The following is a 24,836-nucleotide window of genomic DNA, read 5'->3' as shown; positions in this document are numbered from 1 at the left end:
CGCCATGCCGATTGACCTGCGCCGGGTAAACGGCGTGCGCAGCGGTTAGAATCGCCGCCTGCTCTGCCCGGAACTCCGTCATGCCCGATCTGCACAATGCCCAGCTCGACTGGGACGAACACGGCCAGCCACTGTCGCGCAGCTATGGCGACGTGTACTTCTCCCGCGCCAACGGCCTGGAGGAAACCCGTCACGTGTTCCTCGCCCACAACCACATCATCGAGCGCTGCCAGGCCCTGCCAGCGGGCGGACGACTGGTGATCGGCGAAACCGGTTTCGGCACCGGGCTCAACTTTCTCTGCGCCTGGCAGGCCTTCGCCGAGCACGCCCCGAGTGACGCGCGACTGCACTTCGTCAGCGTGGAGAAATTCCCCCTGACCCAGGCCGATCTGCAGCGCGCCCTGGCCCTGTGGTCGGAGCTGGCGCCTTACGCCGAGCAACTGCTGGCGCAGTATCGCGCCATGCATCCCGGCTTCCAGCGCCTGCTGCTCGACGGCGGCCGCGTGGTGCTGACGCTGATGATCGGCGATGTGCTCGAATGCCTGCCGCAACTGGATGCCAAGGTCGACGCCTGGTTTCTCGATGGCTTCGCCCCATCGAAGAACCCGGAAATGTGGACGGACGCCCTGTTCACCGAGCTGGCGCGCCTATCGGCTCAAGGCGCCACGCTGGCCACCTTTACCAGTGCCGGTTTCGTCCGCCGTGGCCTGATTGCCGCAGGCTTTGCCGTGGTACGGGTCAAGGGCTTCGGCCACAAGCGCGAGATGCTCGCCGGCCCGTTCCAGGCGCAGCAGGTGCAGCGCCCGGCGCCCTGGTTCGCCCGCCCGGTATTGCCGCCTGGCGAACGCCATGCCGTGGTCATCGGCGCCGGCCTGGCCGGTTGCGCCAGCGCCGCCAGCCTGGCCGCACGCGGCTGGCGGGTGACCCTGCTGGAGCGTCACGACGACATCGCCCGCGAGGCATCGGGCAATCCGCAGGGCGTGCTCTACCTGAAACTCTCGGCCCACGGCACGGCACTGTCGCGACTGATCGTCGCCGGCTTCGGCCATACCCGTCGCCAGCTCGAACGCCTGCAACGTGGCCAGGACTGGGATGCCTGCGGTGTGCTGCAACTGGCCTTCGATACCAAGGAAGCCGAGCGCCAAAGCAAGCTGGCCGCTGCCTTCCCCAATGATCTGCTGCATACGCTGACAAAGGGTGAGGCCGAGGATCGCGCCGGCATCGGCCTGGCGGCCGGCGGCCTGTTCTACCCGGATGCCGGCTGGGTGCATCCACCGGCGCTATGCCGGCAACTGCTGCAACACCCGTTGATCGAGCTGCGGCCCTATCAGGAGGCGCTGAGTCTGAGCCGGCAGAATGATCGCTGGTGCGTCGAAGGAGAGCGCGGCGTGCTGGCAGAGGCGCCCGTGCTGGTGCTGGCCTGCGCCGCCGAGATCAGCTGCCTGCTGCCGGAGGCGAACCTGCCGCTCAAGCGCATTCGCGGGCAGATCAGCCGCCTGCCGGCCAGCGAAGCGAGCCGTGGTCTGCGCACCGTGGTCTGCGCCGAAGGTTACGTCGCCCCAGCACGGGATGAGGAGCACACCCTGGGCGCCAGCTTCGACTTCCACAGCGATGATCTGACGCCGAGCGTGGCCGAGCATGCCGGCAATCTGGAACTGCTGCGGGAGATTTCCCTCGATCTGGCCAAGCGACTGGATGCCCAGACGCTCGATCCAGCAACACTGCAAGGCCGCGCCGCCTTTCGCTGCACCAGCCCCGACTACCTGCCATTGGTAGGCCCGCTGGCCGCTGACCAGGCCTTCAACGAAGCCTATGCCGTGCTGGCCAAGGACGCCCGCCAGGTGCCAGAAACGCCCTGCCCCTGGCTGAACGGTCTGTATATCAACAGCGGCCACGGCTCACGCGGTTTGATCACCGCGCCACTGTCAGGCGAACTGATCGCCGCCTGGCTGGATGAAGAACCGCTGCCAGTGCCGCGTGACGTAGCCGAAGCCAGCCACCCCAATCGCTTTATGCTGCGCACGCTGATTCGCGGGAGTTGATCGACGGTGCGCCGTGCGCACCGAACCGACCCAGCCATCAAGCCCTGGCCTCAGTAAGCACCGGCTTGGGCTTGCGAAACACCAGCACGTTGCCCAGCATCACCAGCCCCAGGCCGAGCAGTGCCGGGGCCGTCCACTGATAGCCCTCGGCGAACACCGAGATGTTCAACGCCACCACCGGGAACAGCACCGTGCAGTAGGCGGCGCGCTCCGGGCCCATGCGCCCGACCAGGGTCAGGTAGGCGGTGAAGCCGATCACCGAGCCGGGAATCGCCAGGTACAGCAGCGAGCCGACATAGCGCACATTCCACTCGAAGGCGAACGGCGTGCCACTGACCAGGCAGATGCCCACCAGCACCAGCGCACCATAGAGCATGCCCCAGGCGTTGGTGGTCAACGGCTTGAGCCCGGCCTTCTGTTGCAGGCTGGAGAGCATGTTGCCGGCCGAGAAGAACAACGTGCCGCACAGCGCCAGACCGATGCCCAGCAGGCTTTCACGGCTGGCCTCGTGGCCGGCCAGTTCCGGCCAGAACAGCAGGCCCAGACCGCCCAGCCCCAGTGCGCCACCGAGCAGCACATTGGCGGCAATGCGCTGCTTGAAGAACAGCCGCGCATTGATCGCATTCCACAGGGTAGCCGTGGAGAAGATCACCGCGATCAGGCCACTGGGGATCCACTGGCTGGCGGTGTAAAAACACAGGAAGTTGAGGCAGAACAGACAGAGCCCCTGTATCAGGCAGATGCCCTGGCCACGGCGATCCAGCGGCTGCAGGCGGCCGCTGAACCAGAGCATGGCGAACAGCACCAGTGAGGCCAGCGCGAAGCGATAGGCGATGGAGGCGGCGACGGCCACCTCGCCCATTTGCAGTTTGATGGCGATCCAGGTGGTGCCCCAGATCAGTACGGTAAGCAGGTAAAGCGACAGGTTCATCGGCTATCTCCCAAGACTGATCACAGTCTGGAACCCGCGCACATCTCGCGCTTGCACAAAGTTGCGCATTTATCGAAGCGCCACCGTTGCCTGCCATCGCGCCCCAGGGCTTATCATTCCGGCTTTGCCAGCCAGGTCATCATCACCGCATGCTTTCTGCCGTCGCGCACTACAAACAACTGCTGTCCAGCACCCTCGCCCGTTACTTCCCCCGCACCACCGCCTACCTGCGCGCCGAGCGCGAAGCCGCGCAGCCGCGCAAACCCGCACGCAAGCAGAGCAAGAAGAAATCCACCGGCAGCAAGAAAGCGACCGCCAGCAAATCGGCCAAGAGCAAACCTGGCCCTGCTGGTATCTACCCCGCGACCCGACTGAAGATCGAAGACGCCCAGGTGCAGGCCATGCGCGAACGCGTGGCCCAGGCGGTGAGCGCCGGTCTGATCGGCGCACCGTCGGACGAACAGTGGGCGATGATCCTCTGCCGCGCCCCGCTGGCGCGCATCTTCGCCGGCGCCGGCTCGGGCAAGTCGAGCACCCTGGTGCTGCGCGTGGTGTTCCTGCTTTGTCACCTGGACGTCGACCCAAAGCGGCTGACGGTGATCTCCTTTACCAACGCCTCGTGCAGCGAGCTGCGCGAACGCCTGCAACACCTGCTGGGCTTCTGGCACTACCCGCACGATGCGCGCCAGTGCGTACGCACCTTCCACGCTGCGATGGCCGCACTGGCCAAGGAGCGCCTGGGCAACCCGCGCTGGTTCGAACAACTGGACGACCCCAGCGACGAGCCGGACAACCCGCTCGCTGGCGCTCGCCTGCGCCCCGCGCAACAACGCCTGCTCAAGCAGGCCTACCAGAACGCCTACGCTGCCGATGCGCGCTTTCGCGCCCTGACTCACCGCCTGCTTGGCTCACCGGCCCCGGAAGAGCCACCAAAGGGCAAACCCCGGGCGCCGCTGGATGCCTGCAAGCTGCCCGGCGAGTTCACTGCCCTGCCATTGTTTGAGTTGCTGCACGGGCAGATCGATTTCGCCGAGAGCTTGGGCATTCGCCTCGACCGCCTGGATGTGAAGGCGCTCGGCTGCGCGCCCCGCGAGCGTGACTTCATCGAGGCCATGCAGCGTTTCCAGGAACATTTCACCGCCCTGCTGCACAGTCAGGGCCTGGTCAGCTTCAACGGTGCCTTCGCGCAACTGAGCGAGCGCCTGCAAAGTGCCGATGCCGGCAAACCCGGGCCTGCCCTGCTCGCCCTGAGCCACCTGCTGATCGACGAGTTTCAGGACATCTCGCCACAGATCGTGCTCTGGCTGCAGGCCGTGCATCGCCGCCTGCACGCTGCAGGTGAGCGCATCAGCCTGATGGCCATCGGCGATGACTGGCAGTCGATCTACGGCTGGCGCGGCAGCTCGCCGGAACTGTTCATCGATTTCGACCGGCACTTCCCCAGCCGTGGACGCGGCAAGAGCGCCACCCTGCTGCTGAGCACCAACTACCGCAGCATCGAAGCAGTGATCCGCGATGGCGAGAAGGTGCTGGCCGAGGTGCACAGCAAGCAGGCGAAGACCTGCGTCGCGGCCAAGGCCATGCAACCGGGCGACCATGGCGTCAGGCTGGTCCAGCGCTTCGACCTGGCCAGCGGCCTGCCGGCGCTGCTCAAGGAAATCACCGCGCAGTGCCAGCACGTCAGCCAGCGCCCCAATGCCGACCGCACCGCCGTGCTGCTGCTCAGCCGGCGCAACGAGCCGCTGCAGCAGGTGCGCGCACAGCTCGACAAACAACTGCCGGTCAGAACCATGACCATCCACCGCGCCAAGGGCCTGCAGGCCGAGGTGGCAATCATCCTCGACGACTGCCTGCCCGTGGACAAACACCCGCTGCGCAATGCGCTCTACGCCCAGTGCGGCTTCTTCGCCGGCAACTACGACCAGGCCATGCAGGACGAAGCCCGGCGCCTGGCCTACGTAGCCATCACCCGCGGCGTGAGCCGGGTGCTGTGGTACACGCGCAAGGCCCAGGGCGCCACGCAATGCTTGGCAGCGAGCCGGCCAATCGCGCAAGCTGCAGGCTGATCGGCACTTCAGGCGCTCCCATGAACAAGCGGCTGGCTCTGCTGCCCTTCATCGGCAGGAACGCGTAAGCACTTTTCTGCAGGCAACAAAAAACCCGCCTAAGCGGGTTTCTTCCCAACCATCCGACATCCTGTCGGTGGCCATTCATGGCCTGGTCATCTTCCTTGATCCTCAGCGCTCCGTCGCTGCAGGGGATGTGTGTAGATTAATGACTGGCCAGTCTCGGCAAAAGCGGCGCTTACCGCCACGGCGTGTAAGACATTCGCTATAGCTGGCTGAATCACCGACCGATAATGCGCGCCATCACGTCCTCGCCGCCCTGACGGCGATGGACGAAAGCCATGGCCGCATGGCCGATCACCATGAACAGCAGCAGCCAGCCGAGATTGCCATGCAACAGGCTGGCCGGGGCGATCATCCACTCGATCTTGTCATCGCTGAAACCGGGCATGACGGTCATGCCGAAAGCGATGAACTCACGCCCCGAGCCGTACTGGCGCAGCAGCGCGATAAAGGGAATCACGAACAGCAAACCATACAACGCCAGATGGCCTATGCGCGCGAGCGAGCTTACTGGCGCAGGTCGGCGGCCGCTGTTGTACAGCGCCCAGAGCAGGCGCACCACCACCAGCACCATGAGCACCAGCCCCGTGGCCTTGTGCGTCCCCCAGAAAAACTTATCCAGAGCGCTGTCTTCCATCAGGGTATGCGCCAGTACGGTCAAAAATTGCCAACCCAGCAAAACGGCCATACCCCAGTGCAGCCAACGCGTAACTGCGCCGTAGCGCTGCGCGCAATCATGCAGATTCGACATGGTGGTTCCTCTCCAATGTCATGAACGAAACGGTAATCGGGCCAGGCGGCAGAAAGCCGCTATCCGTGGGAAAGACCCGATCCAGACGCAATGGTGCCGCCCGGCAGAGCGCCGGAGGACATGCAAATGTTAGCGGGTATGTCACAAAGGCATCACTGCCCGCTGCAACCCGAGGCTGCAGCGGGCAGTGATGATCAGGCATCGCGCAGGGCGTCGCGCCAGGCATGGTATTGCGCTTCCTGCCAGATACGCGCATGCAGCCGCGCCATGCCGTCAGGATCGTTGAGCAGACGCCAGCGAGTCGCCTCGACCTTGCCTTGCGGCCCGGCGTCGAGGATTTCATCGATACGCTCATCGCGCAGCGCTTCGGCCGCCGGCACCACCTTGGCGTGGCGAGCACGAGCCATGGCGCAGACCAGGGCGTTGTAAAGCGGGTCGACCACCGCTCGCAAAAAGCCCTTGCTCAGTGCGCGCGAGCTGTTCAGCTGCTCGTACTCGGAAGTGTTGCTCAGCTCCACCGGCACCTTGTGCTCCTCGGGAATCAGGAACAGCTTGCTGCGCCGCGCAGCCAAGCCCGGTGCGGTGCGACTGGTCAGTACCGAGACCGCCGGCGACAGCACCAGCGATACCACGATAGGCGCCAGCCACCAGAGGAAGTCCGGGTTGAGCCAGGCGACCAGTGCGGTCCAGCTGATACCGATCAAGACCTGGGTGCCATGACGGCGAAACGCTTCGCTCCAGGGGGTGGAATCATCCACGCGCTGCGGCGAGTTCCACTGCACCGACCAACCCAGGAAGGCGGCGGTGACGAACAGGCTGTGGAACAGCATGCGCACCGGCGCCAGCAGCACCGAGCAGGACGCCTCCAGGAGCATCGACAACAGCACGCGCGTGCGGCCACCGTAGGCTTCGGCGCCCTTGATCCAGATCAGCAACACACTGAGCAGCTTGGGCAGGAACAGCAGTGTCATGGTCGCCGAGAACAGCGCCACCGCTTCCTGCGGCTGCCAGCGCGGCCACAAGGGGTAGAGCTGGTTGGGCTGCAGGAAGTACTCCGGCACCATCAGCGTGTGGATCGCCAGCAGGCAGGTCGACAGCACCAGGAACAGCAGCCACAGCGGCGCGGACAGGTAGGACATGACGCCAGTAAGGAACACCACACGGTGCACCGCATGCATCCCGCGCACCAGGAACAGGCGGAAGTTCATCAGGTTGCCATGACACCAGCGGCGGTCGCGCTTGAGCTCGTCGAGCAGGTTCGGCGGCAGCTCTTCGTAACTGCCGGGCAGGTCGTAGGCGATCCATACGCCCCAGCCGGCACGGCGCATCAGCGCGGCTTCGACGAAGTCATGGGAGAGGATCGCGCCGGCGAACGAGCCCGTTCCGGGCAACGGCGCCAGGGCGCAGTGCTCGATGAAGGGTTTGACCCGAATTATCGCGTTATGCCCCCAGTAGTGCGACTCCCCCAGCTGCCAGAAGTTGAGGCCGGCGGTGAACAGCGGCCCGTACACGCTGGTGGCAAACTGTTGCAGACGCGCATAGAGGGTATCCATGCCGGACGCCTTGGGCGCGGTCTGGATGATGCCGGCACCCGGGTTGGCTTCCATCAGGCGCACCAGGCGAGTCAGGCATTCGCCACTCATCACGCTGTCGGCATCGAGCACCACCATGTAGCGGTAGTTGCTGCCCCAGCGCCGGCAGAAGTCGTCGATGTTGCCGCTCTTGCGCTTCACCCGACGCCGACGGCGACGGTAGAAGATATGGCCGAAGCCTTCTACCTCACGGCACAGCTCCATCCAGGCCTGCTGTTCGGCCACGCAGATGTCCGGGTCGTTGCTGTCGCTGAGCACGAAGAAATCGAAGTGTTCGAGCTGGCCGGTGGCCTTGAGCGATTCGAAAGTCGCGCGCAGGCCGGCGAATACACGCGGCACGTGCTCGTTGGCAATCGGCATGACCAGCGCGGTACGCGCACGCGGCGAAATCGGCTCGTCCCCACAGCTGCTGGCGGAAATGCTGTAACGATCACGCCCCTTGAGCAGCTGGAAGAAGCCCATCAGCGCCGTCCAGAAGCCCATCGACACCCAGCAGAACAGCAGGGCGAAAAGCGCCAGGATGCTGGTCTGCACCACATATGGCAGGATCTGCCGCGCCGACTCCTGCCAGGGCTGCTCGAACACCAGGCCCAGATCGACCAGCGACCAGCCCTGGTAGGGCAGCACCGACTTCATGTACCAGGTGGCGACCACGGTCTGCGAGATCATCAAGATAAGCAGCGCAGTGCGGCGCACCGCGGCAACGTGACGCCAGCGCTCCTCGGCGAAGTCCTCGCTCTCGCGCGTACGCGGTCGCGGGGCCGGCTTCTCGCCCTTCAGACGGCGCCAGCCGCGTTGCAGGATGTTGGTCTGCCAGGGCTCGGGCACCATGCGCGTACGGGTGATCGGCGGCGTCGAGTCGATAGTCGGACGCCCCTGATGATCCGGCACGATCCGGCAACCGCGCTCGAATGCATCCGGCCACCCCAGGGCCAGCCGAGCGGGTACCGATTCGAGCATCTCACGGGTTTCTTCCTGGGGCTCGGCAGCCGCCTGGTCGTCCTCGTGCAGGGCACGGTGCAGGGTCGCGAGATCCCCACCCTCCTCTTCCAGGCGATTGGCCAAGGCCTGCTGCCGCTCCTGATCGAGCGGCAGTTCACCCAGATATTCCTGGATCTGTGTGGTGTCTAGGGTGTTATTCATGGGAAGGCAGCTGATAGCTCCAGGTTTCCGACAATGGCTTGCCATCCTCGACCAGCGCGGCACGCATCTCCACCGGCTGCGCCGGGTCCTTGACCTTGATCCGCAAGGTCATACGCCAGCCCTTGCTCACCGGGTTGTAACGCAGAGTGTCTTCCAGCAACTCGGCGTTGCCATCGACGCTGACCTGCACACCAGGCGCCGCATCGGGAGAACGCTTGGCCAGTTCCTCGCCAACGAAGTCGACCACCAACGCAGTACTGCCATCGGCCTGACGGATCAGGTTGGCCTGCTTGATGTCACCCTCGGACAGACGGGTCTGGCTGACCATGGCCAGTTCTGAATCATGCAGCTTGGCATCATCACGGCTGAAGTGAAGGCGATACGCGATATCCAGCGACTCACCCTGAGCCGGAAGCTGGTCCGGGCGCCACAGAGCGACGATGTTGTCGTTGGTTTCATCCGGCGTGGGAATCTCCACCAGCTCGACATGACCGGCGCCCCAATCACCGACGGTTTCCACCCAACCGCTCGGGCGCAGCTCGTAGCGATCGTCGAGGTCCTGGTACTGCGCGAAATCGCGACCACGCTGCATCAGACCGAAACCACGCGGATTGTCGATGCGGTAGCTGCTGACGTTGAGGCGCTGCGGGTTGTTCAGCGGGCGCCAGATCCATTCACCGTTGCCGGCATGGATGGCCAGGCCATCGGAGTCGTGCAGTTGCGGACGGTAGTTGGGACGCGGCCAGGGCTGGTTCGCGCCGAACAGGTACATGCTGGTCAGCGGTGCGATACCGAGCTTCTCGACGTTATCGCGCAGGTACACCTTCGATTGCACGTCGAGCACGCTGTCGCGGCCCGGCTTGATTTCCATGCGATAGGCACCGGTGGCACGCGGCGACTCGAGCAGTGCGTAGATCACCAGGCTGCGGCGATCCGGTTGCGGCTTCTCGATCCAGAACTCGCTGAAGCGCGGAAACTCCTCGCCGGACGGCAGCGCGGTATCGATGGCCAGACCGCGGGCGGACAGACCGAATACCTGACCCTTGCCGACGATGCGGAAGTAGCTGGCACCGAGCACGCTCATCACTTCGTCGTGCGTGCCTTTGGCGTTGATTTCGTTGATCACCTTGAAGCCAGCGAAACCGAGATCCTTGAGATCCTCCGGCTTCAGGTCGAGGTCGCCGAAGTCGAACATCGACGGGTCGTACTTGATTTCGTGCGTACCCTCGGCGGTCACTTCGTTGATCTTCACTGGCAGATCGAAATGCATGCCCTGATGGAAGAAGTACAGCTGGAACGGCGTCTTGCCGTCGCGCCAGTAGGCCTTGTCCTCGAGGAAGCGCACCTTCTGATAGCCGGCGAACGGCAGGTCACGCAGGGATGCCGGCAGATTGCTCTGCGGTGCACTGTACTTCTCGGCCGCCAGGGCCTTGGCCTTGACCGCCACATCATCCAGATCGAATGCCCAGCTCTGGGCAGCGAACAGCATGGGGAGCACACAGAGGGCCAGCTTGCCGGCCTTGCCCATACGGGCTCCAGAACAACGACTCATCGACACAAAGCCTCCAGGGCAACACGTACTGACAGGCAGCGGCCAGCCCAAGGGCGGCCGCTGCAGGGAGTTGAAAACGGGCGAATGGTATAAAGACAGCGCGAGCACGATGCAGACAGCCAACCGAACGGTGACGTCTCCGCATGCGCGGATTCTTTCTGCGCATTATTACCAGATCGTGAAGTCCGGCACAGGTGCTTGAGCGAGTATATTTTCGCCTCCTAGGGCCACGCCCTCACTGGCGTGGCAACAATTCGAAACGCGCCTCCTGCACGCTCTCCGAATCCAACCCCAGTTGGACACGGAAGGCACCTGGCTCGCTGACATGCTGCAGGCTGGCGTTGTAGAAACGCAGCATGGTTTCGTCGATCTCGAAACTCAGCTCGCGCGCCTCACCTGCCTCAAGCTTGACCCTGCGAAAATCCTTGAGTTCCTTCACCGGACGGATCACGGAAGCCGCCTCGTCATGCAGATAGAGCTGCACGACGGTCGCCCCTGCCCGTGTCCCGGCGTTCTTAAGCGTGACACTGACGCGGATCTTCTCGTTCGGCGCCATGCGCTCGGCCGACAGCTTCGGTGCCGACAACTGGAACTCGCTATAGCTCAAACCATAGCCGAATGGATACAGCGGGCCATTGGGCTCCTCGAAATACTGCGACGTGTAGTTGCCCGGCGTGCCCGGTGTGTAGGGGCGGCCCAGACGCAGGTGATTGTAGTAGGTGGGAATCTGCCCGACCGAGCGCGGGAAGGTGATCGGCAGCTTGCCGGAAGGGTTGTGCTCGCCGAACAGCACATCGGCGATGGCATGGCCACCCTCGATGCCGCTGTACCAGGTCTCCAGCATCGCATCGGCGTTTTCCTTCTCCCAGCTCAGCGCCAGCGGCCGGCCATTCATCAGCACCAGTACCAGCGGCTTGCCGGTGGCCTTGAGCGCGCGCAGCAGGGCCTGCTGGCTGTCCGGCAGATCCAGGCGGGTACGGCTGGACGACTCGTGGGACATCCCCCGCGCCTCGCCCACCGCAGCCACGATGACGTCTGCCTGGGCGGCGACGCGCACAGCCTCCTCCAACATCTGCTGCGGCGTGCGCTTGTCCAGCACGACCTCCGGGCGGTCCCAGTTGAGCTGGTTGAGGTAATTGATCACATGGGCATCGTCGGTGACGTTGGCGCCCACGGCGTAGAGCAGCTTGCCCTGCCCTGCGAGCGCCGCCTCCATGCCCTTGCGCAGGGTCACGGCCTGGTCGGCCACCCCAACTGCCGACCAGCTGCCGAGCATGTCCACCGGTGAATCAGCCAGCGGGCCGATCAAGGCGACGGTGGTCTTCTTGCTCAATGGCAGGGTGTCGCCATGGTTTTCCAGCAGTACCAGGGAGTCGCGCGCCATGGCCCGTGCATCGCCACGGTGCAGACGGCTTTCGGCGTTCACGTCGACCGGGTCGTCCTCGGCGCGGCCGATGCGGCGGAACGGGTCATGGAACAGCCCGAGGTCGTACTTGGTGTTGAGCACATGGGTAACGGCCTCATCCAGCACGCTCTGTGGCACCGCGCCGCTGCGCACCAGGCCCGGAAGCTCCTGATCGTAAAGGGTGTCGGCCATGCTCATGCCGACGCCTGCGGTGATGGCCAGGCGCGCGGCCTCACGACCATCGGCGGCCACGCCATGGCGCAGCAACTCGGTGATCGCACCGTGGTCGCTCAGCGCCACGCCCTTGAAGCCCCAGTCGCGGCGAAGCAGGTCGCGCAGCAGCCAGGTATTGGCCGACGCCGGCACGCCATTGATCGCGTTCAGCGCCACCATCACTCCACCAGCGCCAGCATCGATGGCGGCGCGATAGGGCGGCAGGTAGTCCTGATACATGCGCATCGGGCTCATGTCGACCACGTTGTAGTCGCGGCCACCCTCCACGGCGCCGTACAGGGCGAAGTGCTTGACGCTGGCCATGATGCGCTGCGGATCACTGGGTGTTTTGCCCTGGTAACCGTGCACCATGGCGGCGGCGATGCGCGAGACCAGATAGGGATCTTCGCCGAACCCTTCGGAGGTGCGGCCCCAACGTGGATCGCGGGAAATGTCGACGGTCGGCGCGAAGGTCATGTCCAGGCCATCGGCACTGGCCTCGAAGGCGGCGACCCGAGCGCTGTTTTCGATGGCCGGGATGTCCCAGCTCGAGGCCAAGCCCAGGCCGATGGGGAACGTGGTGCGATGGCCGTGAATGATGTCGTAGGCGAAGAACACCGGAATACCCAGGCGGCTACGCAGTGCGGCCTCCTGCATCGGGCGGTTTTCCGGGCGCACCACCGAGTTGAAGGTCGCTCCGATGCGCCCGGCGGCCATTTCCTCACGGATGCGCTCGCGCGGCATGTCGCCGCCGATGCTGATCAGGCGCAACTGGCCGACCTTTTCTTCCAGGGTCATGCGGCTGACCAGGTCGGCGATGAAGGCCGACTTGTCATCGAGCGAAGGAGCCGCAGCCAGCAGGCCGGGAGTGATCAAGGCAGAGGCGAGAGCGAACTGGCGCAGGTATTTCATCGATAGCGGCATCCGGGATGAAAATCATTGTTTGAGTGGCCGCAACGATACTCCGAGTCCACTCACCGCGCCGCAGGTTGGCGCAAAAATTCCAGGCACCATTGCCAGGCGTTGCAGAACGTACGACCCCTGACTTACACAAACTTGCGCATTTTTTTCGTCACCACTGGTTTTGCCTGGCGGCTGGCGTAGCATGACGGCATCAAGGAGAAGGTGATGGCGCAATTCGAGCATCTGCAGGTTTTCCAGAGCATGAGTCGCTCGGCTAACGCGCGGCTGCATGCCATGGCCGAGCTGGGCAATGGCATGGCTGTGGCGCGCTGGAGCAACGCCCATGATGCACGCGACTACCTTGCCCCCAGCCATCACACGCTGTCCTGCTATCTGGCCGGCGGCACCGGCACCTTCCGGCGCGAGCAACCCGGCAACAAGGGAGCCCCGGACAAGCTGTGCATCCTGCCGGCCGAACATCAATCAGCCTGGATCATCAACGGCGAAATTCAACTTGCCCATCTTTATATAGAGCAGGAACGCTTCGCCCTCGGCGCCGTGGCCCTGCTCGACCGCGAGCCACGCAGCCTGCAACTGCAGGAAGCGACCTTTCTCGAAGACGCCGAGCAATCTGCGCGCTTTCGTCAACTCTGCGTCCTCGACTGGCAGGAGCCCGGCGAACGCCTGCTGGCCAGCAGCCTGGCCCATACCATGCTCGACCATGCGCTGCTGACCCAGGTTGGCCTGCGCCAGGGCCTTCGCCTCAAAGGTGGGCTGGCACCGTTGCAGCGCAAACGCGTACGCGACTTCATCGAACAACACCTGGACACACCGCTGCCACTGAGCCAGTTGGCGGCGCTCTGCGCCCTGTCGGAATATCACTTCGCGCGCATGTTCCAGACCAGCTTCGGCCTGCCGCCGCATCGTTACGTACTGACCCGGCGCCTGGCGCGCGCCTGTCAGATGCTGCGTCAGCCACACCCGGCACTGAGCGAGGTGGCGCTGGCCTGCGGATTCGCCAGCGCCAGCCACTTCAGCAATCGCTTTCGCCAGGCACTGGGCGCCACGCCGAGGCAATACCGGGCAGCCTTCGAGACCTGAGATCGTCCCTGGCCACGACTGCACGTCGGCAATCGCCCCTGCACGCCTGCTAATCCCCACGCGGCTATGCGAAAATCTGCGGCTTTGCATTGCCACGGCCCGTTCATGCGCCCATCTCTCTTGACCACGGGGTTTCGTTGATGCCCCTGGATATCCACCAGCTACGACAGGAAGACTGGCGCTCGGAGTTCGGCGCCGGCGACCTGCGTCGTGGTATCGCCTACGCAGAAGAAAAGCGCAGCAGACTGCTCAGCCTCAAGGACAACAGCCTGCTCGCCAATTGCCGTGGCTCGGGCGGGCAGACCTATCAGCAACGCATCACCCTGCACCCCTACGGGCGCAAGTGGAGCGTGACCGGACACTGCAACTGCCCGGTCGGCTTCAACTGCAAGCACGTGGTCGCCGCACTGCTCGCCCTGGAAACCCGGCAGCGTGCCGGCAGCGACCTGTCGGACATCATCGTGCCGAACAAGGAGCTGGCGGAAAAACGCCTCGAGAACATCGCCCCTACCCCCATCCTCAGCCTTGGCAGCCAGGTGCGCGTGCACTTCGATGCGCGCAAGGGACGCATGCACGAACAGACTCAGCACCGCGCTGCACTGGCCTTCGACTACGCCGGACACCGCGTCTTCGGCAAGCCGGCCAAGGACCTGGTCAAGCGTCTGGATGAAGCCACCAACCTGCGTCTGATCCGCGACGCGACGGCCGAAGCCACACTGCGCAAACGCCTGGAAGGCCTCGGTCTGCAAGTGGCGTTGCGCCAGAGCGAGGCACTGCCCGCCGAGGCCGGTGAGCCGTTCGAACTGGAGCGTGAGCGCGACTGGCTGGATTTCGTCCAGCAGCGCTTGCCGCAATTGCGTGCAGAAGGCTGGCAAATCCAGATGCGCCCGGACTTCCAGTACAACCTGGCCGAAGTCGACGACTGGTTCGCCGAAGTCGAGGAGGACCCGCAGCAGAACTGGTTCGACCTCGAACTGGGCATCGAAGTCGAAGGCCAGCGCCTGAGCCTGCTGCCGATCCTGCTCCAGGCCATTCGCCGCACGCCCTGGCTGCTGGCGCCCGAAGCGCTGGCACAACGCTCGGATGAAGACCGTCTGCTGGTCAACCTGCCGCAAGGCGGCAAACGCATCGCACTGCCCTTCGCCCGTCTCAAGCCGCTGCTGGCGACGCTGGGCGAGCTGTACTTTCGCGACCCGGGTGAAGACCACCTGCCGCTGCGCCTCGGGCGCGCCGATGCGGCGCGCCTGGCTGCTCTGGCCACCGGCCCGGCGCTGAGCTGGCAAGGTGGCGATGAGCTGCGTGGCTTCGCCGAGCGGCTGCAGCATCTTTTCGTCCGTGAAGTCGCTGCGCCCCGTGGATTGAACGCCGAGTTGCGCACCTATCAGCTGGAGGGGCTGAACTGGATGCAGACCCTGGCCGAGCTACGCGTCGGCGGCGTGCTGGCCGATGACATGGGCCTGGGCAAGACCCTGCAGACCCTGGCGCATATCCTCTGCGAGAAACAGGCCGGACGCCTGCAACAGCCCGCGCTGATCGTCATGCCCACCAGCCTGATTCCCAACTGGCAGGACGAAGCCGAACGCTTCACCCCAGAGTTACGCGTGCTGGCCCTGCACGGCAGCAAACGCAAGGCGCTGTTCGAGGAGATTGCCGCGCACGACATCATCCTCACCACCTACGCGTTGCTGCCGCGCGATCTCAAGGCGCTCAACCAGCAGCGCTATCGCCTGCTGATCCTCGACGAAGCGCAGAACATCAAGAACCCGCGCAGCAAGGCCGCCACGGCCGCCGCTCAGGTGCAGGCCGACCTGCGTCTGTGCCTGACCGGTACACCACTGGAAAACCACCTGGGCGAGCTGTGGTCACTGTTCCACTTCCTCATGCCCGGCTGGCTGGGCGACGCCAAGGCCTTCACACGTGACTACCGCACGCCTATCGAAAAGCGCGGCGACGCTCATCGTCTGGCCCACCTGAATGGGCGCATCCGCCCCTTCCTGTTGCGCCGCACCAAGGAACAGGTGGCCAGCGAGCTGCCGCCGAAGACCGAGATCACCCAGTGGGTCGAGATGACCCAACTGCAACGTGATCGCTATGAAACCCTGCGCCTGGCCATGGACAAGAAGGTGCGCGACGAGATCGCCCGCCAGGGCCTGGCACGCAGCCACATCGTCATTCTCGAAGCCCTGCTGCGCCTACGCCAGAGCTGCTGTGACCTGCGCCTGCTGGGCGAAGACGGCAGCGCCTTGAGCGCCAGCGACTCGGGCAAGCTCAGCGCCCTGCTGGAGATGCTTCAGGAGCTGGTCGACGAAGGCCGCCGCGTGCTGCTGTTCTCCCAGTTCACCTCGATGCTGGCGCTGATCGAGGCAGAACTGCAGACACGCAAGATCGCCTACACCAAGCTGACCGGCAGCACCCAGGATCGGCGCACACCGGTCGAGCGCTTCCAGGCCGGGGAATTCCCGGTGTTCCTGATCAGTCTCAAGGCCGGCGGCAGCGGCCTCAACCTGACCGCCGCCGACACCGTGATCCACTTCGACCCCTGGTGGAATCCGGCTGCCGAAGCCCAGGCCAGCGACCGCGCCTATCGCATCGGCCAGGACAAGCCGGTGTTCGTCTACAAACTGATCGCCCGTGGCAGCGTCGAGGAAAAGATCCAGCAGCTGCAGCACGCCAAGGCCAACCTGGCCAAGGGCGTGCTCGACGGTGGCAGTCAGGGCCAGTGGCAACTGGACGAGGCCGATCTGGCGGCGCTGTTCGCGCCGCTCGGCTGACGCCTCGCCTCGTGGGGTGGATCACGCTTCATCGATCCACCCCACGCACGGGTAGATGAGAACAGCGTCGACTACGCGCCCCGATCCACCCTACATCTCAGTCAGACATATCGTCACGCTCGGATTCCGCATCCGCACGGTTGCGCGCCTTGCTGCGCGGATGCGGGCCAGCCACGGCCGGGAAACGCGACGAGGCATAGCGCACCACCAGAATCGCCAACGCCAGCAGCAGGATCGCCCCGGACACCATCACCACGCCCCAGCTCGGCTTGTGGGTGTGGGAAATATCGGAAATCAGCAGGCGGGTCAGCGCAGTGATCGCCACGTAGATCATGAAGCGAATCGGCATGTGGTTGGTCTTGAAATAGATCCCCACCATCGCCGCCAGCTCCAGGTAGATGAACAGCAGCAGGATGTCATCGACCGTGATGTGGCCCTTCTCCAGCATGCCGATAAAGGCCATCACCCCCGCCCAGGCCGTAATCGCCCCAATGGCGAACAAGGCCAGGTAATGGAAAGCCTCCATCAACAGATTGCCCAGCGACTCCGCCAGACCGTGCATGTTTTCGCGCAAGCGCTCAGCCCAATTCATCCTTACAACTCCCCACGAGACCTGGCACAACGCCCCGAATCCCCACATCGGGCATTCGCAAGAAACAATCATGCAGGAAAAAGACCAGTTCGAGGATGCTGCCGCGATGTGACGATTTGGCACGGCCCAGCCGGACGCGACGAGGCTGAAACTGACATCACAGGCTCGCCAAGATGCCCCGACGCGTCGCACACTGCGCCATCGCCACTCTCAATGAAGGATCCCCCATGCGTCTTTTCTCGCTGAGCACCGCATTGTCGTCCGCCATGATTGCCCTGGTCAGCCTGCCGCTGCAGGCGGCCGCACCAGCACAACAGAAGACCCAGGTACCGGGCTACTACCGCATGGCACTCGGTGACTTCGAAGTCACCGCTCTGTATGACGGCTACGTCGACCTGCCTGCCAGCCTGCTCAAGGGCATCGATGACAAGGACCTGCAATCGCTGCTGGCGCGCATGTTCGTGGCGTCCGAGAAAGGCGTGCAGACTGCGGTCAACGCCTACCTGATCAACACCGGCGACAACCTGGTGCTGGTCGATACCGGCGCTGCCCAATGCTTCGGCCCGACGCTCGGCGTGGTGCAGACCAACCTCAAGGCATCCGGCTACCAGCCGGAGCAGGTCGATACCGTGCTGCTCACCCACCTGCATCCAGACCACGCCTGCGGCCTGGTCAATGCCGACGGCAGCCCGGCCTACCCCAACGCGACCGTGGAAGTGCCGCAGGCAGAGGCTGACTTCTGGCTCGACGAGGCGACCATGGCCAAGGCCCCCGAAGGCATGCAGGGCATGTTCAAGATGGCGCAACAGGCAGTCGCACCCTATGCCAAGATGAACAAGCTTAAGCCCTACAAGACAGAAGGCGAATTGTTGCCTGGCGTCAGCCTGGTAGCGAGCCCGGGACACACGCCCGGACATACCTCCTACCTGTTCAAATCGGGTGAACAGAGCCTGCTGGTATGGGGCGACATCCTGCACAACCACGCCGTGCAGTTCGCCAAACCTGAAGTGGTCATCGAGTTCGATGTCGACAGCGACAAGGCCAGGCAATCACGCCAACGCATCCTGGCCGAAGCGGCCAAGGACAAGCTGTGGGTCGCCGGCGCGCACCTGCCCTTCCCCGGCCTGGGCCACGTACGCAAGGAAGCCCAAGGCTACGCCTGGGTACCCGCCGAGTTCAGCCCGATCCGCAGCGACCGCTGAATTCTCGACACTCGCTGCTGGCCAAATGGCAGCGAGTTCTTTATGCTTCGAACACTGTATAAATAAACAGTTACCAACAGACACGCATGAAGGCAGATGAGGTGATGAATGGCCGTCGAAGTGGTGTATCGCAGCAGTCGCGATCCGGAGCGCTTGTTCATGGATAAGGCCGAAGCCGATCGTTACGACAAGATGCTGGAACTGGCAGAGCGCCTGAGCGAGGTGCTGCACAAGGCGGTTCCGTCCTTGAACGAGGAACAGGGCGAGGAACTGGGAATCTTCATGGCCAAGAACCGCGACATCTTCGCCAAGGCCTTCAAGAGCCAACCGGATGCGCTGGACGAACTCGAGATCGAAGCTGCCAGCGAATGATCGAGGGTCGAAGCCCCTCGTTCACGCAAGGGGCTTAGGCGCTATGCATCGCCGCGGGGATATTGCCCCGCCGCCTGCTCCAGCCAGGCCGGCAACTCCTTGCGCCTGACGCCCTGCGCTCGCGCACGGGCCAATTGCTCGAGCATGTACTGACGCTTGTGCTCATTGCCATCGGCAAGGGACAGCGCCAGGTCGCGATCACTCCACTGGCGAATGCGACGAAACAGCCACCAGTGAAAGTACAGCCCCGCTGCCGTGGTGACGACGATAATGAAATAGTCCATGGTGAATCCTCCTTTCACCACGCTAATCGAGCCTGCAGACGCCGCCAAGTGCGGCATTGCCGCAGGCAGTCAGGCAAGCCCATGATCCAGTGCAAGCGTGTTTATCTCGATGCACAAACCAGCGATGGCCAACGCGTGCTGGTCGACCGCTTGTGGCCTCGCGGCCTCTCCAAAGAGGCCTTGGTGCTCGATGAGTGGCTAGCCGACGTCGCCCCCAGCAACGCATTGCGCAAATCCTTCGCCCACCGCGCCGAGGCCTTCGATGATTTTCGCACCGCCTACCGCCGTGAACTGAGCGCCCACCCCGAGCACTGGCAGCGCCTGCTGCACTGGGCAGCGAGGGGCACGCTGACGCTGCTCTATGCGGCGCGCGACGAAGCGCATAACAACGCTCGGGTGCTGGCGGAGTTCCTCGAAGATGAACTGCAGCGTCATGACTCGCCCAGCTCACCGGTTTGCTATCAGGGCGAATTCGACGGTCATTGACCGTACGGCAGCGGCAGGCTAGCCTCCAGACTTCTGCGACATATCCGAAGCTGTTTTCATGCCCCTCACCGCGCCTTGCCACAACGACTCCGCCAGCGCCGCCTATCGCGTCGCTGTCGACGGCTGCGCGCCACCACCTGCCTGTCGCGCCGGTACCCCTCCACCGCCGGCCCTCGTCCAAGCGGGCTGATCCCGCTCTTCCGCGCTCCGTTTCATCGCCTCAGCGACGCGTGCCCTTGCGCGCGTACGGAGCTCATGTGGATTTTCGACAGGTGTTCCCTCATGTGTTTCGATTCGACTTCCCTGCGCACCTATGGCGCGACGGCTCTGTTCGTGCTGCTCTGGTCCGGTGGTGCGATCTTCGCTCGCCTGGGCCTGGACCATGCTTCGCCCTTCGCCTTCCTGCTGCTGCGCTTTGCCCTCGCCTTTGCCGCGCTGGTGCTGATCGCCAGTCATTCCGGAGTCTGGCTGCCCGAGCGCGACCTGCGTTGGGCAACCGCCAGGGCTGGCCTGCTGCTGATCGGCGGCTACAGCATCTGCTACATGCTGGCGCTGGCCGAAGGGGTCACACCCGGCGTGCTGGCAACGGTGCTCGGTGTACAACCCATACTGACCTTGATGCTGCTGGAGCGGCGTACTTCGCTGCTGCGCGTGCTCGGCTTGCTGCTGGCCCTGGCCGGGCTGGCGATAATCGTCGCGGACAGCCTGATGAGCAGCGCGATGCCGCTGTCCGGCGTGGCCCTGGCTCTCGGCGCCCTGCTCTGCATAACCGGCGGCACCATCGCCCAGAAGAACCTGCGACAGACGCCCATGCGTGCCCTGCCGCTGCAGTACGGTCTCTGCCTGCTGGGCAGTCTGATGCTACTACCCAGCCAGAAGTGGCAGGTGAGTTTTGACGTCGGGTTGATCATGCCGCTGTTGTGGATGGGGCTGGTGGTTTCGGTGGGCGCACAATTGCTGCTGTATCGGCTGATTCAGACCGGCAATCTGGTCAACGTCACCAGCCTGTTCTATCTGGTGCCGGTGACGACGGCGCTGCTCGATTACCTGCTGCTGGGCAATCGCCTTTCGGCCAGCGCTCTGGCCGGGATGGCCGCGATCCTGATCGGGCTAGCCCTGGTCTTTCGCTTCGCCCCTCGCCTGAAGCTCGCGAATAGCGGCTAAGCGCCGTATAGCAGGCGCTCGGCCAGATAGTCGGCGACGCGCGCCGGGGAGCGTTTTTCCGCCTGGGCGTGGGCGTAGATTTCGGTCAATCGTCGACTGATCTGCGCCAGGTGCGCGGTGATCGCCGGCAACGCCTCGCCGCGATGACGCAGCGCCACATAGATCAGCCCACCGGCGTTCAGTACGTAATCCGGTGCGTAGAGAATGCCGCGCGCTTCCAACTGGTCGGCCACTTCGGGGCTGGCCAGCTGATTGTTGGCCGCTCCAGCCACCGCCGCGCAGCGCAGATGGGCTACCGTCTGCACGTTCAGTACGCCACCCAGACCACAAGGCGCGAGGATGTCGCAGGGAGTGGCGAGCAATGCATCGCTGGCAATCGGATGCGCGCCCAACTGCTCGACAGCCAGTTGCACACGCCCGGCATCGATATCGCTGACCAGCAGTTCCGCTCCCGCAGCATGCAGCGCCTCGGCCAGGGCGAACCCGACGTTGCCCAGGCCCTGCACGGCGACCCGCAATCCTTCCAGGTCATCACTGCCCAGGCGCGCCTGAGCGGTGGCGCGGATACCCGCGAACACACCCAGCGCCGTGTGCGGCGAGGGGTCACCCGCCTGGGTAGTGCTGGTGACATGCTGGGTGTACTGGGCGATGCAGTCCATGTCGGCGCTGGAAGTACCGCTGTCGACCGCCGTGATGTAGCGGCCGTTGAGCGTCTCGATGAAACGCCCGAAGGCTTCGAACAGCGCGGCCCGACTCTGCAGATGGGCCGGGCGGATGATCACCGCCTTGCCGCCGCCATGGTCGATGCCGGCCAGCACGGCCTTGTAACTCATGCCCTGGGCCAGACGGATGGCATCGGCAATGGCGCCGCGTTCATCGGCATAGGCCAGGTAACGGCAACCGCCGAGTGCCGCCCCGAAGCGGGTGTTGTGAATGGCGATAACGGCCTTGAGGCCGCTGGCCGGATCCTCGGCCAGGTGCAGGGCCTCGAGGCGGGCGGCTTCCATCATGCTGAACATGGGCGAGCTCCCGAGCAGACGTCAGCCCCCAGTATAGGAGAGCCCCACTGGACGACGCCCCTGACAGGGGCTACAACAGCAGAAGTCAGCGGAGAATGCGATGAGCCCACGCCAAGCCTGTCTGCAGTGCCTGCAACGCGATCCTCCCGCCCTATTCGAGGCGGCTCTGTGGATTGCCGCCGAACACGATGATTTGCTGCAGCCGGCACAGGTGCTGAGTGAATTGCACAGCCTGCAACTGCAGGTCAGCGCCGGGCTTCCCACCCTGCCCGTCCGCGAACTGGCCCAACCACTGCTGCGTCGTCTGGCCGAACTCGACTTTCAGGAAGACGACGAAGGCGTGACGCGTCCGCAACATGCGCTTGTGCATCATGTGCTGCGCAGGCGGCGCGGCCAGCCATTGACCCTGGCCTTGATCGCCCTGGAGCTGGCACGACGGCTGGAGATTCCGCTGCAGGGGGTGAACTTCCCCGGGCATTTTCTGCTCCGCGTACCCGGAGCGGACCACCTGCTCGATCCGTGCGGCGGGCGCCGCCTGTACACGCGCGACTGTCGTGAGCAGCTCTATCGCCAGCTCGGACCTGGCGTAGAACTCAGCGCCGCGCACCTGCAGACGGCCGATGCCGGCGACATGCTGCGCCGCCTGTCACGCAATCTGCGCCTGCTGCATCTGCAGCACGATGCCCCGGAAGCAGCACTCAGGGATGCCGAACGCGTCCTGCAACTGGGCCCGCCGAATCTCGTCGATCACCTGGCCCGGGCGGATGTCTACCGCCAGCTCGATTGCCCACAGGGTGAGCGCTACGACCTGGAGCGAGCCCTGCTGTTCTGCGAGGAAGAAGGTCTGCGCCTGCAACTGAGTCAGCGCTTGCGCAACCTGGCCCGTGCGCCGGCGATGCATTGAGGGCACGGAGCGCGGCGCCCCGAGGCACTATCAGGCAGAAGCCGCCAGGCCGTGGAAACTGAAGTAGTAGCGCAACGCATCGATCATCTCGACGTAGTCGGCAGGTGGCGCGACCAATGCGAAACCGGAGTCGTAGACGCCGGGATTGACGTCTTCGCGACACCACTGGCAGTTGGCGGAGAAGTCGATGAAGCGCATGCCCTGCTGACCCGGAATTTTCAGGCGCATGTCGAAACGGGCGCCCACCAGCAGTGGCAACTGGCTGATCAGCATCAACCCGTCGAGAGAGACATTGCCGATGAATCCCATCGGCTTGTCGGTAATGCGATTGAACACCTTCAGGTAGTAGGGCAACTGATGGCGTTCGATTCGGCGCTGGCTACGCATAGTGGCAAATCGCTACAAAGGGTCTTGAGTATGGCCCTACTACGACCACTTAACCACCCTCAAGAACAGCGTTGGGCTATCCGTTCGCGCAACTGGCGACGAGCGGTGTCTGTTTCTTCATCACTGTAGTAGATGCGCTCACCGTTGGCGTCGGTGCGGTAATAGCTGAAGCCTTCGGGAATCTGCGCCAGGCGCCGGCGCAAGTCACGGCATTCGTTGGCTCGTTCTTCGCGCTGCGCAGTCGCGGCAGCGGCGGCCTCTTGCTGCTCCTCGCGCCTGGCGTCGTAGAAGCGCTGGCTGCGCGCCTCGCGCTCGCGCGTGTGCTGGTCACGTTCGACCACCTGAGGCTTCACCTGCACGGTTTCAGCCCCGGCCACGGGGCGCTGGCCGAAATGCACCTGCCCCTGCTCGTCCGTCCAGCGATAGATTTCTGCCGCGGCCAGCGAGGGCAGCAGCGCGGCGATCAGCAACCAGTGACGCATGTTCATCCTCCATGAGAGACACGCGTCAGCTTATACTGCGCCGCATCGCCGAGAAATGCTTGCGACCGAAGGTTCAGAGCGCAGCCGGGCTGATCTTGGCGGCCGGTGCCGGGCTGTGATGCCCCAGCTGCTCCAGGGTCTGCAGGCGAGCGCGGGCGCGATAGGCATACTCGCTGGCCGGGTAGCGCGCGATGATGAACTGGTAGGTCTGCGCCGCATCGACGAACAGGCTCTCACGCTCCAGGCATTGACCACGCAGCAGGGAAATTTCCGGCTGCAGGTAGCTGCGCGAGCGGCTCTTGCGCTCGGCCTGCGACAGCTCCAGCGCGACCTGGGCGCAGTCACCTTCGTTATAGGCGCGATAAGCGTTGTTCAGATGATGGTCGAGCGAGACGCGGGTGCAACCCGTGGCAACCAGGGCCACGGCCAGAATGATCAGGGTACGCATGGGCAAGTCCTCCAATGGGCAGTGTATCGACAGCGCCGGCAAAAACTGAACAGCGACAAACCTCCGATGGGTTTTGCTGCCCACGCCTTGGCGCTGTATGGCGTGCTGACTAGACTGCGCGGCACCGGCCCGTTTCGGCCAAGGAGCCCGCATGCCGCTCGTCCGACCGCTTTGCCTGATCATTGGCGCCACCCTGCTGAGCGCCTGCGCACCGACCACGCCGCTGTTCATCGCCCAGGTCACCACCAACGAAGTGGTCGAATACAAGGCCCTGAAAACCAAGCGCATGACCGCGGCCATCGAAGAGGAAGGCGATCTGCTGACCTACAGCGCCATGGCCATTCGCGACGCCCACAGCGACAAGGCCGAAGCGCTGTACCTGGACGGTTACCGCGACCCGCAACTGAGTGGCGAGGTGCGCGCCATCGCCCTGTATCAGATCGGCCTGATCTACATGAACCGCTTCAACGAGCAGCGCGACGACCCCAAGGCGCTCAACTACTTCTACAAGGTGCTCAACGAGTTTCCCGCCAGCCAGGCAGCCAACCGCGCCGAGCAGCGCATCGAGGCGATCCGCCAACGCGCCGACGAGCCGATCCACAAGACCTCGCGCGAGCTGCTGGAAAACTGGCAACCGAGCCAGAACCTCGATCTGTACAAACCCAGCCTCGACCCGGACATGACCCTGCTGTCGCGCCGCGCCGTGCTCAAGGGCCGCGTCGACGAAGCCGAGCAGCTTTACCTGCTGGGCCTGGCCGATCCACACGTGCCGGCGGACATCAAGGAAAAGGCGCTGTATCAACTGGCGCTGATGCACATGGCGCCGGACAACCCCAACGCCAACCGCGACAAGGCCATCGCCTACCTGCGCCGCCTGCTGGTGCAGTTTCCCGAAGGCGAGCTGACAGCCAAGGCCGCGCGCCATCTGGACCTGGCGCTCAATCCAGGCATGCGCTGACCCAT

The 24,836-nt window shown here is 64.3% G+C and carries 21 protein-coding genes; 10 read left to right on the top strand and 11 right to left on the bottom strand.

Annotated features, from left to right (window positions below; translation table 11 throughout):
* Nucleotides 1-80 precede the first annotated feature (80 nt).
* Nucleotides 81-2,042 carry a bifunctional tRNA (5-methylaminomethyl-2-thiouridine)(34)-methyltransferase MnmC2/FAD-dependent 5-carboxymethylaminomethyl-2-thiouridine(34) oxidoreductase MnmC1 gene (gene mnmC / locus PCLY_RS02990; RefSeq protein WP_061237760.1) on the top strand — a complete coding sequence of 654 codons (1,962 nt, stop codon included), beginning with the start codon at nucleotides 81-83 and terminating at the stop codon, nucleotides 2,040-2,042.
* Nucleotides 2,043-2,079: 37 nt separating this feature from the next.
* On the opposite strand, the gene PCLY_RS02985 is transcribed toward mnmC, so the two are convergent.
* Nucleotides 2,080-2,973 (bottom strand): DMT family transporter, encoded by an 894-nt coding sequence (locus tag PCLY_RS02985; RefSeq protein WP_061237759.1) that lies wholly within the window; start codon nucleotides 2,971-2,973, stop codon nucleotides 2,080-2,082.
* 149 nt (nucleotides 2,974-3,122) lie between these two features.
* On the opposite strand from PCLY_RS02985, the gene PCLY_RS02980 reads away from it, so the two are divergent.
* Nucleotides 3,123-5,039 (top strand): DEAD/DEAH box helicase, encoded by a 1,917-nt coding sequence (locus PCLY_RS02980; protein WP_061237758.1) that lies wholly within the window; start codon nucleotides 3,123-3,125, stop codon nucleotides 5,037-5,039.
* A gap of 280 nt (nucleotides 5,040-5,319) precedes the next feature.
* Here the strand turns inward: PCLY_RS02980 and PCLY_RS02975 are convergent, their stop codons facing one another.
* The 4 genes from PCLY_RS02975 to bglX all read right to left on the bottom strand — a co-directional run bounded on the left by PCLY_RS02975 (nucleotide 5,320) and on the right by bglX (nucleotide 12,670).
* The gene (locus PCLY_RS02975; protein WP_061237757.1) at nucleotides 5,320-5,853 is read right to left on the bottom strand and encodes a cytochrome b; all 534 of its coding nucleotides are present in this window, start codon (nucleotides 5,851-5,853) and stop codon (nucleotides 5,320-5,322) included.
* Between the two features lie 194 nt (nucleotides 5,854-6,047).
* A complete protein-coding gene (gene mdoH, locus PCLY_RS02970; protein WP_061237756.1) occupies nucleotides 6,048-8,588 on the bottom strand; it encodes a glucans biosynthesis glucosyltransferase MdoH in 2,541 nt (846 codons plus the stop codon).
* Nucleotides 8,581-10,116, bottom strand: coding sequence for a glucan biosynthesis protein G (locus PCLY_RS02965; protein WP_061237755.1), 1,536 nt, complete (start codon nucleotides 10,114-10,116; stop codon nucleotides 8,581-8,583). The genes mdoH and PCLY_RS02965 overlap by 8 nt, the downstream gene beginning before the upstream one ends.
* 259 nt (nucleotides 10,117-10,375) lie before the next feature.
* Nucleotides 10,376-12,670: a beta-glucosidase BglX gene (bglX, locus tag PCLY_RS02960; protein ID WP_061237754.1), complete on the bottom strand. Its 2,295-nt coding sequence runs from the start codon at nucleotides 12,668-12,670 to the stop codon at nucleotides 10,376-10,378.
* 216 nt (nucleotides 12,671-12,886) lie between these two features.
* Here bglX and PCLY_RS02955 point away from each other — a divergent pair, with 216 nt between their 5' ends.
* A complete protein-coding gene (locus PCLY_RS02955; protein WP_061237753.1) occupies nucleotides 12,887-13,762 on the top strand; it encodes a helix-turn-helix domain-containing protein in 876 nt (291 codons plus the stop codon).
* Nucleotides 13,763-13,902: 140 nt separating this feature from the next.
* Nucleotides 13,903-16,533 carry a DEAD/DEAH box helicase gene (locus PCLY_RS02950; protein WP_061237752.1) on the top strand — a complete coding sequence of 877 codons (2,631 nt, stop codon included), beginning with the start codon at nucleotides 13,903-13,905 and terminating at the stop codon, nucleotides 16,531-16,533.
* 97 nt (nucleotides 16,534-16,630) lie between these two features.
* On the opposite strand, the gene PCLY_RS02945 is transcribed toward PCLY_RS02950, so the two are convergent.
* Nucleotides 16,631-17,125, bottom strand: a complete 495-nt coding sequence (locus PCLY_RS02945) for a phosphate-starvation-inducible protein PsiE (RefSeq protein ID WP_061237751.1) — start codon at nucleotides 17,123-17,125, stop codon at nucleotides 16,631-16,633.
* Between the two features lie 227 nt (nucleotides 17,126-17,352).
* Between PCLY_RS02945 and PCLY_RS02940 the strand changes: the two genes are divergently transcribed.
* Both PCLY_RS02940 and PCLY_RS02935 read left to right on the top strand, forming a co-directional pair.
* A complete protein-coding gene (locus PCLY_RS02940; RefSeq protein ID WP_061237750.1) occupies nucleotides 17,353-18,327 on the top strand; it encodes an MBL fold metallo-hydrolase in 975 nt (324 codons plus the stop codon).
* A 108-nt stretch (nucleotides 18,328-18,435) separates the two neighbouring features.
* On the top strand, nucleotides 18,436-18,699 hold the full coding sequence (locus tag PCLY_RS02935; protein WP_037003310.1) for a YebG family protein: 264 nt from the start codon (nucleotides 18,436-18,438) through the stop codon (nucleotides 18,697-18,699).
* 41 nt (nucleotides 18,700-18,740) lie between these two features.
* On the opposite strand, the gene PCLY_RS02930 is transcribed toward PCLY_RS02935, so the two are convergent.
* Entirely contained in the window at nucleotides 18,741-18,983 is a 243-nt protein-coding gene (locus PCLY_RS02930) for a hypothetical protein (protein ID WP_061237749.1), read from the bottom strand.
* A gap of 81 nt (nucleotides 18,984-19,064) precedes the next feature.
* Here PCLY_RS02930 and PCLY_RS02925 point away from each other — a divergent pair, with 81 nt between their 5' ends.
* The gene (locus PCLY_RS02925) at nucleotides 19,065-19,469 is read left to right on the top strand and encodes a DUF488 domain-containing protein (protein ID WP_061237748.1); all 405 of its coding nucleotides are present in this window, start codon (nucleotides 19,065-19,067) and stop codon (nucleotides 19,467-19,469) included.
* A gap of 282 nt (nucleotides 19,470-19,751) precedes the next feature.
* Nucleotides 19,752-20,633, top strand: a complete 882-nt coding sequence (locus PCLY_RS02920) for a DMT family transporter (protein WP_061237747.1) — start codon at nucleotides 19,752-19,754, stop codon at nucleotides 20,631-20,633.
* On the opposite strand, the gene PCLY_RS02915 is transcribed toward PCLY_RS02920, so the two are convergent.
* Nucleotides 20,630-21,652 carry a Glu/Leu/Phe/Val dehydrogenase family protein gene (locus PCLY_RS02915; protein ID WP_061237746.1) on the bottom strand — a complete coding sequence of 341 codons (1,023 nt, stop codon included), beginning with the start codon at nucleotides 21,650-21,652 and terminating at the stop codon, nucleotides 20,630-20,632. The genes PCLY_RS02920 and PCLY_RS02915 overlap by 4 nt on opposite strands.
* 100 nt (nucleotides 21,653-21,752) lie before the next feature.
* Between PCLY_RS02915 and PCLY_RS02910 the strand changes: the two genes are divergently transcribed.
* Nucleotides 21,753-22,556 carry a SirB1 family protein gene (locus tag PCLY_RS02910; RefSeq protein ID WP_061237745.1) on the top strand — a complete coding sequence of 268 codons (804 nt, stop codon included), beginning with the start codon at nucleotides 21,753-21,755 and terminating at the stop codon, nucleotides 22,554-22,556.
* A gap of 30 nt (nucleotides 22,557-22,586) precedes the next feature.
* Here PCLY_RS02910 and PCLY_RS02905 read toward each other — a convergent pair whose 3' ends face one another.
* The 3 genes from PCLY_RS02905 to PCLY_RS02895 form a co-directional block, all read right to left on the bottom strand.
* The gene (locus tag PCLY_RS02905; RefSeq protein ID WP_061237744.1) at nucleotides 22,587-22,943 is read right to left on the bottom strand and encodes a PilZ domain-containing protein; all 357 of its coding nucleotides are present in this window, start codon (nucleotides 22,941-22,943) and stop codon (nucleotides 22,587-22,589) included.
* 59 nt (nucleotides 22,944-23,002) lie between these two features.
* Nucleotides 23,003-23,425 (bottom strand): DUF4124 domain-containing protein, encoded by a 423-nt coding sequence (locus PCLY_RS02900; RefSeq protein ID WP_061237743.1) that lies wholly within the window; start codon nucleotides 23,423-23,425, stop codon nucleotides 23,003-23,005.
* Between the two features lie 73 nt (nucleotides 23,426-23,498).
* The gene (locus tag PCLY_RS02895; RefSeq protein ID WP_061237742.1) at nucleotides 23,499-23,873 is read right to left on the bottom strand and encodes a tetratricopeptide repeat protein; all 375 of its coding nucleotides are present in this window, start codon (nucleotides 23,871-23,873) and stop codon (nucleotides 23,499-23,501) included.
* A gap of 151 nt (nucleotides 23,874-24,024) precedes the next feature.
* Here PCLY_RS02895 and PCLY_RS02890 point away from each other — a divergent pair, with 151 nt between their 5' ends.
* Nucleotides 24,025-24,831: a tetratricopeptide repeat protein gene (locus PCLY_RS02890; protein ID WP_061237741.1), complete on the top strand. Its 807-nt coding sequence runs from the start codon at nucleotides 24,025-24,027 to the stop codon at nucleotides 24,829-24,831.
* Nucleotides 24,832-24,836 lie beyond the last annotated feature (5 nt).

The sequence above is a fragment of the Ectopseudomonas composti genome (assembly GCF_001567565.1).
GTDB lineage: Bacteria > Pseudomonadota > Gammaproteobacteria > Pseudomonadales > Pseudomonadaceae > Aquipseudomonas > Aquipseudomonas composti_A.
This window is presented reverse-complemented; position numbering and strand designations above follow the sequence as displayed.